The sequence below is a fragment of the Veillonella sp. VA137 genome, assembly GCF_003992015.1.
Classification (GTDB): Bacteria; Bacillota; Negativicutes; order Veillonellales; family Veillonellaceae; genus F0422.
This window is the reverse complement of record NZ_RQVK01000004.1, coordinates 103645-117951: the sequence shown is the minus strand read 5'-3', so window position 1 is coordinate 117951 and position 14307 is coordinate 103645. Positions and strand designations below refer to the sequence as shown.

The 14307-nt window shown below is 39.6% G+C and carries 12 protein-coding genes, 1 pseudogene and 1 other annotated feature; of the genes and pseudogenes, 11 read left to right on the top strand and 2 right to left on the bottom strand.

What is annotated here, in order from left to right; translation table 11 throughout:
• The first annotated feature begins 113 nt into the window (after window positions 1-113).
• Window positions 114-223, top strand: a sequence feature (ribosomal protein L20 leader region).
• 5 nt (window positions 224-228) lie between these two features.
• From infC to rplT, 3 genes are read left to right on the top strand one after another with little or no spacing between them, the layout of a single operon-like run.
• A complete protein-coding gene (gene infC / locus EO116_RS03135; RefSeq protein ID WP_009354125.1) occupies window positions 229-753 on the top strand; it encodes a translation initiation factor IF-3 in 525 nt (174 codons plus the stop codon).
• 11 nt (window positions 754-764) lie between these two features.
• Complete coding sequence (gene rpmI / locus EO116_RS03130; protein ID WP_009354135.1) at window positions 765-962, top strand: 50S ribosomal protein L35; 198 nt, start codon at window positions 765-767, stop codon at window positions 960-962.
• A 47-nt stretch (window positions 963-1009) separates the two neighbouring features.
• On the top strand, window positions 1010-1360 hold the full coding sequence (gene rplT / locus EO116_RS03125; RefSeq protein ID WP_126939044.1) for a 50S ribosomal protein L20: 351 nt from the start codon (window positions 1010-1012) through the stop codon (window positions 1358-1360).
• Between the two features lie 252 nt (window positions 1361-1612).
• On the opposite strand, the gene EO116_RS03120 is transcribed toward rplT, so the two are convergent.
• Window positions 1613-3169 (bottom strand): polysaccharide biosynthesis protein, encoded by a 1557-nt coding sequence (locus EO116_RS03120; RefSeq protein WP_127160582.1) that lies wholly within the window; start codon window positions 3167-3169, stop codon window positions 1613-1615.
• Between the two features lie 199 nt (window positions 3170-3368).
• Between EO116_RS03120 and fba the strand changes: the two genes are divergently transcribed.
• The 3 genes and pseudogenes from fba to EO116_RS08765 all read left to right on the top strand — a co-directional run.
• On the top strand, window positions 3369-4298 hold the full coding sequence (gene fba, locus EO116_RS03115; RefSeq protein ID WP_127160581.1) for a class II fructose-1,6-bisphosphate aldolase: 930 nt from the start codon (window positions 3369-3371) through the stop codon (window positions 4296-4298).
• Between the two features lie 156 nt (window positions 4299-4454).
• Complete coding sequence (locus EO116_RS03110; RefSeq protein ID WP_127160580.1) at window positions 4455-4637, top strand: hypothetical protein; 183 nt, start codon at window positions 4455-4457, stop codon at window positions 4635-4637.
• Between the two features lie 49 nt (window positions 4638-4686).
• Window positions 4687-4947, top strand: a pseudogene (locus EO116_RS08765) (type II toxin-antitoxin system RelE/ParE family toxin); the annotation flags it as partial.
• A 297-nt stretch (window positions 4948-5244) separates the two neighbouring features.
• Here the strand turns inward: EO116_RS08765 and EO116_RS03100 are convergent.
• Window positions 5245-6108 (bottom strand): RluA family pseudouridine synthase, encoded by an 864-nt coding sequence (locus EO116_RS03100; RefSeq protein WP_127160578.1) that lies wholly within the window; start codon window positions 6106-6108, stop codon window positions 5245-5247.
• A 295-nt stretch (window positions 6109-6403) separates the two neighbouring features.
• Between EO116_RS03100 and EO116_RS03095 the strand changes: the two genes are divergently transcribed.
• The 5 genes from EO116_RS03095 to EO116_RS03075 all read left to right on the top strand — a co-directional run bounded on the left by EO116_RS03095 (window position 6404) and on the right by EO116_RS03075 (window position 14268).
• Window positions 6404-9853 (top strand): pyruvate carboxylase, encoded by a 3450-nt coding sequence (locus EO116_RS03095; RefSeq protein WP_127160598.1) that lies wholly within the window; start codon window positions 6404-6406, stop codon window positions 9851-9853.
• Window positions 9854-10066: 213 nt separating this feature from the next.
• Window positions 10067-11260 carry a PLP-dependent aminotransferase family protein gene (locus EO116_RS03090; RefSeq protein WP_127160577.1) on the top strand — a complete coding sequence of 398 codons (1194 nt, stop codon included), beginning with the start codon at window positions 10067-10069 and terminating at the stop codon, window positions 11258-11260.
• 251 nt (window positions 11261-11511) lie between these two features.
• Entirely contained in the window at window positions 11512-12336 is an 825-nt protein-coding gene (locus EO116_RS03085; protein ID WP_009354132.1) for an Mrp/NBP35 family ATP-binding protein, read from the top strand.
• Between the two features lie 56 nt (window positions 12337-12392).
• Window positions 12393-13709: a M18 family aminopeptidase gene (locus EO116_RS03080; protein WP_127160576.1), complete on the top strand. Its 1317-nt coding sequence runs from the start codon at window positions 12393-12395 to the stop codon at window positions 13707-13709.
• A 1-nt stretch (window position 13710) separates the two neighbouring features.
• Entirely contained in the window at window positions 13711-14268 is a 558-nt protein-coding gene (locus EO116_RS03075) for a hypothetical protein (RefSeq protein WP_127160575.1), read from the top strand.
• Window positions 14269-14307: the final 39 nt, after the last annotated feature.

The window sequence follows — 14307 nt, the reverse complement described above, 5'->3', positions numbered from 1 at the left end:
TATAACCTATTAGTAATTTATGCAAAGTATATTGCTACAAAGTTATAGATAATATATAAAGTTAAAGGGATAATCCTTGACAAATAGACCTTAATAACGTATACTAATGGAGTATTAACAAGTAGAAGCCATCCGCTTCTCACCTAATGTCATGAAATGTTGGGTACAGATAGTTACAAACTATGCTCGGATGGCCTTGTGCCATCCGATTTTTTTATCCCTTTGGAGGTGACTAGTATTAGCAAAGATACACCGCGTATTAATGAAGAGATCCGTGCTCGCGAAGTTCGTGTCGTAAGTGCAGATAATGATCAGTTAGGTATTATGTCTGTTCGTGATGCTTTAGCTATGGCAGAAGAACAACATTTAGATCTAGTAGAAGTAGCCCCTAATGGTAAACCACCAGTTTGTCGCATTATGAACTATGGTAAATACCGTTATGAGCAACAAAAACGCGAAAAAGAAGCAAAGAAGAAGCAAAAAACTTTCACATTGAAAGAAGTTAAGCTTCGTCCTCACATCGAAGATCATGATTTTTATGTAAAACTTAAAAATGCAGCTAAATTCTTAGGTGATGGTAATAAAGTTAAGGTAACGATCATGTTCCGCGGTCGTGAATTGAGCCACCCAGAATTGGGGCTTAATGTGCTGACTCGTTTTGCTGGTGAATTAACTGACCAAGCGGTTGTTGAAAAAGAAGCGAAACTAGAAGGCCGAAACATGACAATGATTTTAGCTAAAAAAGGTAATTAGGAGGAAGAATAATGCCAAAGATTAAAACTCGTCGCGCAGCGGCTAAACGTTTCCAAGTAACAGGTAGTGGTGAATTCAAACGTGCAAAAGCTTTCAAAAGCCATATCTTAGAGAAAAAATCTCCAGCACGTAAACGTAATCTTCGTAAAGCTACATTGGTTAGCAAATCTGACTACAAACGCGTAGTGAAATGCTTACCATACGCATAAGATGCAAATATTTTAGTAATATATAACGATATTGGAGGAATACAATAATGGCAAGAGTAAAAACAGGCGTAACAGCGCATGCACGTCATAAAAAAATCTTAAAATTAGCTAAAGGTTACCGCGGTACACGTTCTCGCTTATTCAAAAAAGCAAACGAATCCGTAATGAAAGCATTATACTATGCTCGTCGTGACCGTCGTGCTAAAAAACGTGAGTTCCGTAAATTATGGATCGCTCGTATCAATGCAGCAAGCCGTATCAATGGTTTATCCTACAGCCGTTTCATCGCTGGTTTAACAAAAGCTGGCGTGGAAATCAACCGTAAAATGTTGGCTGACTTGGCAGTGCATGATGCAGCTGCATTCGCAAAATTAGTTGAAATCGCTAAAAACGCGTAAGACAAATAGATAATGACCTATAGAATAGGTTGCGTATAGAAGAACAGTCCTTTGGGGCTGTTCTTTTTTGCAATTGAACTGACAAGACATACTGAAAGTGTCGTATTTATGGCGCTTGTAGAGAGTGGTCCATGAATGCGCTAGCAATATAGTAAACTATATACAAATACCCTTGAACAGTATCATTCAAGGGTATTTTGCTCTATTCATATGGAATAATCTAACATCTATTCCACTAATGCCGATATTCAATTATCTAAAGAATCGTCCCACCACAGGTAATCGAGCTCCATCGTTTTTATTTAAACCTTTCAGTACAATCATGATAGCTATATAGATAAGTGCCCCTATGATAGCGGTGATCATAATGTTAAAGAAGGTAGGGATGCTTCCTTGTAAGAGTGGATAGAAATAATACATAGCCACACCCATGATGGAGGCGGAGATGATGTTTTTACCCAATAAGATAAGGTCGATAAAGTAGCCTGTATGGCGATGAATCCAGATAAGATTCAATAGGGCAGCAAAACCAATGTCGGCGACAGTGGCGTAAGCAGCACCACCGATGCCTAAAGCTGGGATGGCTGTTAACTGCCAGTTTAAGATGACTTTCACAATGGCTGCGATGCCCATGTTGATAACAGGAATGCGTGGTTTTCCTAAACCTTGCAAGATACCTGTCGTCACTTGGTGAAGACCTAAAAAGAAGATGGCCCACGCTAAGATTTGTGTCGCTTCTGCAGCACGTGGTGCGTTATAAATAGTGGATACCACTGGTTCTGCCAAAACGTATAGCATCACCGTGAAAGGAATGGTTGCTACGAAGGTTAACCGCATGGAACCTGCCGTGCGATAGTAGACTTGTTTGATATCCTTAATGGACACAGCATTGGAAACAGCTGGCACAATGCTCGTGGCAATGGCTGCCGTAATGATGGTGGCTAAGTTGATAAGAGGTACTGCCATACCGGATAAATATCCGTATAACTCCGTCGCTTCGTGGAGTGGATATCCGATATCGATCAATCGCCGTGGAATGATGGCCACATCGAGCATGGCTACGATGGGTAACATCATGCTAGCTAATGCGATAGGAATGGACAAGTTGATTAAACGACGAATGATGGACTTAGAACTTTCAGGTGGTTCTGTAGTTATCATGGGTTCGTCTAATTGTTTTGGTAGGCGATAGTAATAGTACATAAGTACTACTAAGGCACCGATTGCGCCGATACCTGCCCCCAAGCTAGCACCACCTGCAGCCACATCTAATCCATAAGGAAGCAAGATATACGCCGCCCCCAGCATCACTACAACACGTAGTAACTGTTCTACAATTTGGCTAATAGCCGTAGGTGTCATCATTTGCCAACCTTGTAAGTAGCCACGATAGCAAGAAATAAGGGTGACAAAGAATACCGCAGGTGATAGAGCGATTAATGAATAGTATGCCCTAGGGTCTGTAATGAAATTAATGTCAATAAGCCATTGGGCAGAGCCATAGACGGCAATACTGAACAATAGACCGAGAACAAATAGCATTTTGAAAGAAATAGAAAATACTTTCTTGGCTCCCAGTAAATCGTGTTTTGCTAATTTTTCTGCGGTCATAATAGAAATGGCAATAGGAATTCCTGCGCTGGATAGCTGCAACGCCAATAAGTACGCTGGAAATGCCATTTGGTAGATACCGATACCCTCACCGCTGAGAACACGGGATAAGAAAATCCAGTTCAAGCTACCAATAGCTTTCACCACAAATCCCGCAATCGTCAAGATGAGCGTACCCTGTAAAAATCGATTAACCATGATATCTCCTATACTGAAAGATTCGATTGAATCTATGAAAGACTTACTTTTAATTGTACCATAGAATAGGCATGTTCTCAATCATATTGACAACCTTTGAGAATATAGATTTTTCTTGAATCGCTCTAGTAGATACGGTATAATAACAATATATAGTCATTAATAATGTATTTAATTATATACTACAAGGAGGCCCATTATGCCATTAGTATCTACGAAAGAGATGTTTGAGAAAGCCTATGTTGGCGGCTATGCCATTGGTGCGTTCAATGTAAACGACATGGAAATTATCCAAGGTATTGTGGATGCGGCAAAGGTAGAGCAAGCTCCATTAATCTTGCAAGTATCTGCAGGGGCTCGTAAATATGCTAAGCCTGTGTATTTAACAAAATTGGTGGAAGCTGCCTTAATCGATACAGATCTTCCTATCGCTTTGCATTTGGACCACGGTGATGATTTTGAAATTTGTAAAGATTGCATCGACAGCGGCTTTACTTCCGTTATGATTGATGGTTCTAAACATCCTTTTGAAAAAAATGTAGAGTTAACTGCTCGTGTAGTGGAATATGCTCATAAACATGGCGTTGTAGTAGAAGGTGAATTAGGACGTTTAGCAGGTGTGGAAGATGATGTAAACGTTAGCGAAAAAGATGCGTTGTTTACCGATCCAGAGGAAGCCTCTGAATTTGTTCGTTTAACAGGGGTTGACTCCTTGGCGATTGCTATTGGTACAAGCCATGGGGCTTATAAATTCAAAGGCACTCCATACTTAGACTTTGACCGTTTACAACGAGTAGGCGAATTGTTGCCGAACTTCCCAATCGTATTGCATGGTGCATCTTCTGTACCACAAGCATTCGTTGAAAAATGTAACTCCTTTGGTGGTGCTATCCCAGGCGCACAAGGGGTGCCTGAAGATATGCTTCGTAAAGCAGCCACAATGGCAGTGTGCAAAATTAACATCGACACAGACTTGCGCTTAGCGATGACGGCAAGCATTCGTGAAGTATTAGCAAACAATCCTGCTGAGTTTGATCCTCGTAAATACTTGGGACCTGGCCGTGAGGCGATCCAAGCAATGGTGCAACATAAAATTAAAAATGTATTAGGTTGCAACAACAAAATTTAATTTGATTTGAGAAAAGCTGGCATGCTCTTAGAGTATGTCAGTTTTTTTGTTATGGTAAATCATTGTAAAAGTCGTAGTTTTTATTACCAATATTGTAAAAATGGTATATAATAAAGGTATCATATATTTTATATCCATAGTAAGCGAGGTGATAGTATGGAAGCTACTGCAAGAAAACTAAATCTTAGTGTAAACGTGGAAAAGCCGAAATCGTTACAACAATTAACTAAAGAAGAATTGTACAAATGTTTACGTGAAAGTTATCAAGTGAGTATACATGATAATGATGAGACTTATGATGCTCGCGAAGTCATTAAAGGATTGCTGGCAGAGGTTTAATATGGGAACCTATCGAGTACGAATCAATAGGTGAGTTAAAAAGCAGTTAAAAGAGATTGTTCATTATATCACTAATACATTATATAACCCCATCGCGGCTAAAAATATCTTAATGAGTATTGAAAAAGCAATTGATTCTTTGGAAGTCTTTCCATATAGAAATCGGATATTTGATCCGATAGAGTTTCCTGGACTTTATAGGCACTTGATAAAAAAATATGCAATTTATTATTATATTGATGAAGATAAAAAAGAAGTTATAATTATTGGCATTCATAGAGATAATTGGAATGTCATAGGAATTTTATAAATAAGCAAATTAAAAGGACTGTATAACACGCCTAGGCATATTATACAGTCCTTTAATTTCGTTAGTATGTATATCGTCGGTGGGAATCACCGCTCTCGTATAGCTTCTCACTTTTCGATGTATCATACATACATCGTCGGTGGGAATCACCGCTCTCGTATAGCTTCTCGCTTCTCGATGTACCATACATACACCGTCGGTGGGAATCACCGCTCACATATAGCTTCTCGCTTTTCGATACACCGTAATAATAAGATACTACTGTACATAGTATCTGTCAATAAGGAAAAGGGTGTTTTAAGGGGTTTCTTTAAAATATTCTGGCAATGGTGCCTGCAATGTGATCCGCGCTTGTGTTATAGGATGGGTAAAGTAAAGTTCTGATGCATGTAAGCATTGTTTACTTTGCCACGTTACGGAGCCTCCATATAAATCATCGCCTGTTAATGGATACCCTAGAGCACTAAGGTGGACTCTAATCTGGTGAGTTCGTCCTGTGTGCAGATAACAGCGCACATGAGTATGATGTGGATGTTGTCGAACTACAGTGATATCTGTATGGGCAGGTTGCCCTAGTGGATGAGCACAACGTTCAATAATGCTACCCTCTAAGCGAGCAATAGGGAAATGAATAGATAACCTACTGATAGGAATAATACCATCGGTTATAGCATCGTACACTTTTTGAATACGTGTATGCTGCTTGGTGAAAGCATGTTGAACCAAGGCATTCTTAGCAATGATAACGAGACCAGAGGTGTCCTTATCTAGTCTATGGATGGGGTGAAAGCTAGCGTTCATACCTTGTTTTTCAAAGTATGCTAATACGCCGTTGGCAAGTGTGTGGTATCTTTCAGAGGAAGTAGGATGTATAAGCATGCCTGCAGGTTTATTGATGACCAGCAGATGGTTGTCCTCAAAGACAATGTCTAGGTCTATAGGGGTAGGGTCGATGTGTGATGTTTTAGTGAGGTGAACTTTTACGGAATCACCTGGATGTAGTAAGGTATCCCAAGTGGCGGTTTTGTCATTCACAAGGAACGAGCCTTCACGACGAAGACGGCGACGCATAGCTTGTGATACTTTTTGCTCTCGGATAGCTTGATTCATGGAGCATGGAGCATGATCTAATGAAAGTGTGAAATATAAAATAGGTTGCATAGATGTCCTTGTAGTTGAGTAAAGTATATATGTATCCAAATGTAGATTATATAATTTATCATATCATAGAAAGTGATAATATGGTCAATGATTACAAAAAATATATACATATTCCGTCTTACAGATAAAAGTTGTATATTTAGTTTTTTATATTCGTATACTTCTTTCAAGAATTTTACCAATAACCTATGTTTATTGGTAGAAAATTTCAACGTTTAGGAGTATAATGAGGTATACAAATGTCTATTCCAAATGGTAGTAATACTGGGATATGCAAAGTTGAGGAGGGATTATGATGAAACAAATACGCTCGCTATTAGTAGCAAACCGTGGTGAAATCGCTATTCGTGTACTTCGTGCATGTAACGAAATGGGGATTCGCACAGTGGCTATTTACTCTAACGAAGATGCACTTTCATTACATCGCAATCAAGCAGATGAATCTTATTTAGTAGGGGAAGGTAAAAAACCTGTAGATGCATACTTAGATATTGAAGATATTATTCGTATTGCGAAGGAACATGACGTAGATGCGATCCATCCAGGGTATGGTTTCTTATCTGAAAATGCACATTTTGCACAACGTTGTGAAGAAGAAGGGATTACTTTCATCGGTCCTAAAGTAGAACATTTAGTGATGTTCGGGGACAAAGTAAATGCCCGTATTCAAGCCAAAAAAGCAGATATACCTATGATTCCTGGTAGTGATGGTCCATTGAAAGACTTTGCAGAATTAGAAGCATTTGCTGAGAAATATGGCTATCCATTGATGATCAAAGCCGTGAATGGCGGTGGTGGTCGTGGTATGCGTGAAGTGACAAAATATGAAGAACTTCGCGATGCCTATGATCGTGCAAAATCGGAAGCAAAAATGGCCTTCGGTGATGATGATGTGTACGTAGAAAAATTAATTGTAGAGCCGAAACATATTGAAGTCCAAATCATCGGTGACGAACATGGTAATATTGTGCATTTGCATGAACGGGATTGCTCCATCCAACGTCGCCATCAAAAAGTAGTAGAAGTAGCGCCAGCCTTTGCCTTATCTCGTGATTTGCGTGATCGTATTTGTGCAGCCGCTGTGAAAATCATGAAACATGTGAATTATGTCAGCGCTGGTACAGTAGAATTCTTGGTAACCGCAGATGGAAACTTCTATTTTATTGAAGTCAACCCTCGTATCCAAGTAGAACATACAGTAACAGAAATGATTACAGGCATCGATATTGTACATACGCAAATTCGCATTGCCGAAGGTCATGCATTGCACAGTGAAGCGGTAGCCATTCCTGCACAAGAACATATTCGTTGTGAAGGGGTAGCCATCCAATGTCGTATTACTACAGAAGATCCAAATAACAACTTTATGCCAGACACTGGTAAATTAATTACGTACCGTAGTTCTGGTGGTTTCGGTATTCGTTTAGATGGTGGTAATGCTTTCACCGGTGCGGTTATCACACCATATTATGATTCCTTGCTTGTAAAAGCTACATCTTGGGCGTTGTCCACAGAAGAAGCTATCCGCAAAATGTTGCGTTGCTTGCGAGAGTTCCGTATTCGTGGTGTAAAAACGAATGTGCACTTCTTGGTAAATGTATTAGAGCATGAAGTGTTCCAATCTGGAGATTACAATGTTCATTTTATTGACGAACATCCGGAATTGTTCAACTTAAAAAAAGATAAAGATAGAGGTACAAAACTGCTTCGCTACATTGCTGATGTAACTGTCAATGGTTACAATGGACATAAAGAAGAAGTACCAACATTTGAACCTCTCATTATGCCATCTAATGTAGCCGGTGCACCAGCAGCGGGGACAAAACAAAAACTAGATGAATTAGGACCAGAAAAATTCTCTAAATGGGTACAAGAACAACCAAAAGTATTGTTTACAGATACCACATGGCGTGATGCCCATCAATCCTTATTTGCTACTCGTTTGCGTACAGCTGATATGGCTCGTGTAGCCGGTCGTGTTGCGAAGGGATTGCCTAATTTGTTCTCCCTAGAATGTTGGGGCGGTGCTACATTTGATGTGGCGTATCGTTTCTTGCATGAAGATCCATGGGAACGCTTACGTATGTTCCGTGAACAAGTACCAAATATTTTGTTGCAAATGTTACTTCGTGGTTCCAATGCAGTGGGATACACAAGCTATGCAGATAATGTAGTGCGTGAATTTATCCGATTGGCTGGTAAAAATGGTATCGATGTATTCCGCATCTTTGACAGCTTAAATAGCTTAGATAATATGAAAGTTGCTATCGATGAAGTTCGTAATCAAGGTAAAGTAGCAGAAGTGGCTTTATGCTACACAGGAGATATACTAGATCCTCGCCGTGATAAATATAATTTGGCATATTATGTCAATATGGGTAAAGAACTGGCAGCAGCAGGAGCTAATATTTTAGCTATCAAGGATATGGCTGGTTTATTAAAACCTCAAGCAGCGTATAACTTAGTAAGCGCATTAAAAGATGCAGTAGACTTACCAATTCATTTACATACCCATGAAGGTTCTGGTAATGCGATTTATTCCTATGGTCGTGCCGTAGATGCAGGGGTAGATATTATCGACTTGGCATACTCCGCTTTTGCCAATGGTACAAGTCAACCTAGCATGAGCTCCATGTACTATGGTTTGACTGGCCATGATCGTCAACCAACTATGAATGTAGCCTATATGGAAGAAGCATCCAACTACTTTGGTTCTATTCGTCCATACTACAAAGGAGTGGATCACACATCTTCTTACCCAAATACAACAGTATACCAACATGAAATGCCTGGTGGACAGTATTCTAACTTGCAACAACAAGCGAAGAGTGTTGGCCTTGGAGACCGTTGGGAAGATATTAAACGTGTGTATCATGAAGTGAGTATGTTATTTGGTGATATCATCAAAGTAACGCCATCTTCTAAAATTGTTGGAGACATGACTTTGTTCATGGTTCAAAATAATTTGACAGAACAAGATATTTACGACAAAGGGGATGCATTAGACTTCCCACAATCTGTGGTGGAATTCTTCAAAGGCTACATTGGTACTCCATATTTGGGATTCCCTGAACGGTTACAACAAATTGTCTTAAAAGGTGAAAAACCATTGGATGGTCGCCCTGGCGCTATGTTGCCATCAGTTGACTTTGAAGCGGTTCGTAAAGAATTAGCGGAAAAAGGGGCGGGCACTACAGATGAAGATGTGATTGCTCACTGCTTATATTCCAAGGTGTTTGCTGATTATAGTACGTTCAAACATGACTATTCTGATGTAAGTGTATTGGATACACCAACTTTCTTCTTTGGCATGAAACGCGGTGAAAGCGTAGAAGTGACTATCGAACAAGGTAAAACATTGGTCATCAAATACATTCAAATGAGTGAAGCTGATGAAGATGGTAATCGTCATGTGTTGTTTGAATTAAATGGTCAACCTAGAACGATTAAAGTTCATGACAAGCATATTAAAACAACAGGCGTGGTGCGTCATAAAGTGGATCCAACTAAACCTGGTGAAGTAGGGGCTACTTTATCCGGATCTGTGGTGAAAATTGTGGCACAAGTGGGTCAAGCTGTGAAAAAAGGTGATGCCCTTGTAGTGACAGAAGCGATGAAGATGGAGACTACTATTACAGCACCAGTAGCTGGTGTGGTAGGTGTCATCCATGTTCGTGAAGGTAGCCGTATTGAAAGTGGCGACTGCTTGTTAACTATTGAAGAACAAGCGCATGTAACTAACTAGGTTATATCATATGACATACGAAAACAGGAGCAACGCTGTTGCTCCTGTTTATCATATATATGTGAGAATCTGTTATTGTATAGCTATGTCGTAGAAATGAATAGAAATATATAAGAAATAAGAATAAGAAATAAGAATAAGAAATAAGAATAAGAAATAAAAATAAGAAATAAAAATAAGAAATAAAAATAAGATATAAAAGGAGTGATTCTTATGGCATTTGCATTGCCAGAGCGGTCTATTAGTAAAGGCCCTAATTTCATTCGAGATGTGTTTGAGCGGGGCGCAGGGATTCCTGGATTCATCAGTTTTGGTATAGGAAATCCTGCTGGTGAAGTTGTGCCAGTAGAGGAAATTCAAGCAGCTTTTGACCATATTGTACATACAAATCCATTAGAAATTTTACAATATGGTCCTATGCAAGGAGATGCGAAGTTAGCAGAGCAAACATTGCATCGTTTGGTACATGTACATCACATGCCTACAGAAAACCAACAGTTGTTATTATCCATCGGGGCAGGTCAAGACTTAGGGCTAGTACCCCGCACAGTATGTGATGCAGGTGATGAAGTGTACATGGATGCCTATACTTTCACCAGTGCAATTAATGCGGTGCGTAGTGTGGGAGCCAAAGCGGTGGGTATTCCTACCGATGAGGATGGTATGATTCCAGAAGCTTTGGAAGAAGCGGCAAAATCTGGAAAAGGTAAATATATCTATCTGATTCCTAACTTTCAAAACCCTACAGGTATTACTATGCCTTTAGAACGAAGAAAAGCCATTTATGAAATTGCAAAAGCTTATGATTTGTTCATTTACGAAGATGATCCGTATGGAGAAATTCGATTTGGCGGTGAGCGAGTGCCTACTTTCAAAGAAATGGATACGGATAATCGTGTGCTCTATGCAGGGTCCTATTCTAAAACGATTTCGGCAGGATTGCGAGTTGGTTTTTTGTATGGTCCAAGCGAAGTAATCCAAGCTATCCAAGTCATGAAGAATAACTGTGATGGTCAAATGCCGCTAGTCACGCAACGTGTAGTAAGCCATTTGTTAGAACATATCGATTATGATGAGCAAATCCAAAAGGTATGTAAGGTGTATCAAGAAAAATGCCATGTTATGTTAGATACATTTCGTCAATACGGTAGTTCTAAAGTGCATATGACAGAACCTACGGGAGGGATGTTTATATGGATGACATTGCCAGACTATGTGGACTGTGATGCTTTCTTTGAAGAGGCTATTGCTCGTAAAGTAGGCATTGTAAAAAGTGGTGCCTTTGCAGCAGATGGAGTTCCTTATGGACAACATTTCCGTTTAAGCTATACTGTACCATCTTTGGAAGATATCCGTAAAGGCATGAAAATCATTGGAGAATTGACACGTGAGTATTGTGGGGATTAAGTATTTCCACTGTACATGGATTTTATAAAGATGAATTACAAGCGCAATATATGCAGGGTAACTATTTTAGTTATTCACGACTATGTTGCGCTTATCTTATATGGGGATGTTACAAAATTTTTGTATCCTATGATATAATACATATATACCTATAGATATATAGGATATACATGCGTTCACAAGGGTGAATGGAATTTATTATGGTAGAGAAAGTTCTTAGGACTTTCAGACATATAGAAAGAAGGTTTATCATGGCATGTGGAGATAACGGTGGTTGCGGCGGTTGCGCATCTTCTAGCGGATGCGGTACGCAACAACCAGTAGATTTGACAGTAAAAACAAATGATAGAAGTCATGTGAAAAAGGTCATCGGCATTGTATCCGGTAAGGGCGGTGTTGGTAAATCTTTGGTCACAAGCTTGATGGCGGTGAGTCAATCTCGTAAAGGTAAATCTGTAGGCATTCTTGATGGAGATATTACAGGTCCATCCATTCCAAAAGTATTTGGCTTGAAAGACAAAGTGCGTAGTGATGATGGTAAATTGATGTATCCTATCGTGTCTAAAAATGGCGTGAAAGTGATGTCTGTGAATTTGCTATTAGATGATGAATCGGATCCAGTCCTTTGGAGAGGTCCTGTAGTAGGTAATGTGGTAAAACAATTCTTCTCCGATACAGTGTGGGGCGATGTAGATTACTTGTTCGTGGATATGCCTCCAGGAACAGGAGACGTAGCTATGACGGTATTCCAATCCTTACCATTGGACGGTATTATCGTGGTTACATCTCCTCAAGATTTAGTATCCATGATTGTGGAAAAAGCCGTAAAAATGGCGGATATGATGCAAGTACCTATTATTGGTGTAGTGGAAAACTTTGCTTATTTCCATTGCCCAGATAATGGAAAAGATTATAAAATCTTTGGTGAAAGTCACATTGATGAAGTATTGAAAAAATACAATTTATTGTTACTAGGTCGATTACCAATTGATCCTAAAGTAGCAGAGTTATGTGATGCCGGTGAGATTGAAACAATTACAACAACAAATTTAGAATCAGTAGGCTTACCAGAGTAAGCGTGGACAATACCATAGTGTACGTTGTACCTATGGTATTTTTCATAGGAGGAACTATGTGTGAACAGAATGAAGTCGCAACTATGTATGCTGACTTTTTTGAATATATTGAAAGCTCTACTTCACCATATCATACGATGGAGGAGTCGTATCGTCGCTTAGAAGAACAAGGGTTTACACCTTTATCGATGGACGAAGAATGGAATTTGGAAGTAGGGGATTATGTCATTGATGTATACGGTACTACTTTAATAGCATTCCATATCGGAGAACATCCAAGAGAGACATTACGGATTGCCTCTGCCCATACAGATTTTCCAGGGTTTCGGGTGAAGCCTAATCCGATGATTACGGACAAAGGGTATGGTAAGCTGAATGTGGAAAGTTATGGGGGATTAATTCAATATGCTTGGTTTGATCGACCTCTTTCACTGGCAGGTGTGGTAGTGACAAAAGGGAAAGACTCCCTAGAGTTAGATACACATTATGTAGATTTTGCTCGTCCAGTGGCTACGATTCCTAGCTTAGCCATCCATATGAATCGACAGGTTAATGAAAAGGCAAGTTTTAATAAGCAAAAAGAGATGTTACCGCTCATTTTAATGCGTGGTCTTGGCACGGAGTACGAAGATGACAAGACTGTATTAAAAGCTTTATTAGCTGAAGAAATTGGCTGTGAACCAGCAGATATTTTATCCTATGAGTTGACTGTGTATAATACGGATACAGTGGGAACGATTGGTTTTGATGCGGAATATATCAGTGCGCCACGATTAGATAATCTTACATCCTGTTATGCTTGCTTGCAAGGGATTGTAAGTGCCAAAGAACAACAGGCTACGGGGATTCGTATGGCATTCCTATTTGACCACGAAGAGGTGGGAAGTCGTACAAAACAAGGAGGAGCCTCCTTGTTATTACCCAATGTAGTACGCCGTGTGTACCGTGCCTTGGGGCTTTCAGAGGAAGCCTGTGAAGCGGATATTGCAAAAGGGTTCATGATTTCTTCTGATGTGGCTCATGGATATCATCCTAATTATGGCGAGAAAAATGATATTACAAATTACCCAACTTTGAATGGTGGCGTAGTTTTAAAAATAGCTAGCTCTCAATCCTATGCAGGAGATGCGGTGGCACAAGCGATTGTGACAGATTTATGTGAGACCCATGGCATTAAGCATCAAATTTATGTGAATCGCTCAGATATTCCAGGTGGATCTACAGTAGGCTCTATTTCTTCAGCACAATTAGTGATGCGGACCATGGATGTAGGTTTACCACTGTTGGCTATGCATTCCGCACGGGAGTTGATGGGTACCTATGATCAAATGGAATTAAATCGGTTATTAACTGTATTTTTAGGGGAGGTATAACATGGTTTCTATGATGGCAATTTTTGTAGCATTAGTATTGAATCGAATTTCTACACCCTTTCAACGTATGTTTTATGAACGAACTACAGTGAAAGAACAGCAAAAAGAAGAAGTCACAAAAGCATTACAATTGTTAGGGATGATTGTGGTAGCTGTGTATGGTGTGACCGGTAATATTACATTGTTAGGAATTGATGGGGTTACCATTGTGCAAACTGTTCTTGCTATTGCCTTGGGTATTGGGGCTGTGCAAGTGTTTGAAATTGTTTCGGTGTCTCATTTACGCCCTGTCCTGGAAGGACAAGAAACGCCTAAGACGGTATATGATCGCTGGATTTGGGATACTATTTTCATTGTAGGGTTATTATCTGCTCATGTACGGTATGGCTTAGAGTTTTCTTATATGGTCATTGCATGGCTATTATACATTCTGATTCCATATGGCGTTACACGATATAATATGAGCCGTGGCATAGAATTTAGCATTGGGAAAAAAGCCTATAAATGGGGAGCCCTAATCTGGATTTTTGCAGGTCTTATCCATTTGTTTGTATTATGATTCTCAGTGAGAACATGATATAATGAGTTAGCATTATGA

Bases quoted from the DNA above. Each gene is read 5' to 3' on its own strand.
- rpmI (WP_009354135.1), top strand. From the start codon at position 765: ATGCCAAAGATTAAAACTCGTCGCGCAGCGGCTAAACGTTTCCAAGTA.
- rplT (WP_126939044.1), top strand. From the start codon at position 1,010: ATGGCAAGAGTAAAAACAGGCGTAACAGCGCATGCACGTCATAAAAAA.
- EO116_RS03120 (WP_127160582.1), bottom strand. From the start codon at position 3,169: ATGGTTAATCGATTTTTACAGGGTACGCTCATCTTGACGATTGCGGGA.
- fba (WP_127160581.1), top strand. From the start codon at position 3,369: ATGCCATTAGTATCTACGAAAGAGATGTTTGAGAAAGCCTATGTTGGC.
- EO116_RS03110 (WP_127160580.1), top strand. From the start codon at position 4,455: ATGGAAGCTACTGCAAGAAAACTAAATCTTAGTGTAAACGTGGAAAAG.
- EO116_RS03100 (WP_127160578.1), bottom strand. From the start codon at position 6,108: ATGCAACCTATTTTATATTTCACACTTTCATTAGATCATGCTCCATGC.
- EO116_RS03095 (WP_127160598.1), top strand. From the start codon at position 6,404: ATGAAACAAATACGCTCGCTATTAGTAGCAAACCGTGGTGAAATCGCT.
- EO116_RS03090 (WP_127160577.1), top strand. From the start codon at position 10,067: ATGGCATTTGCATTGCCAGAGCGGTCTATTAGTAAAGGCCCTAATTTC.
- EO116_RS03085 (WP_009354132.1), top strand. From the start codon at position 11,512: ATGGCATGTGGAGATAACGGTGGTTGCGGCGGTTGCGCATCTTCTAGC.
- EO116_RS03080 (WP_127160576.1), top strand. From the start codon at position 12,393: ATGTGTGAACAGAATGAAGTCGCAACTATGTATGCTGACTTTTTTGAA.
- EO116_RS03075 (WP_127160575.1), top strand. From the start codon at position 13,711: ATGGTTTCTATGATGGCAATTTTTGTAGCATTAGTATTGAATCGAATT.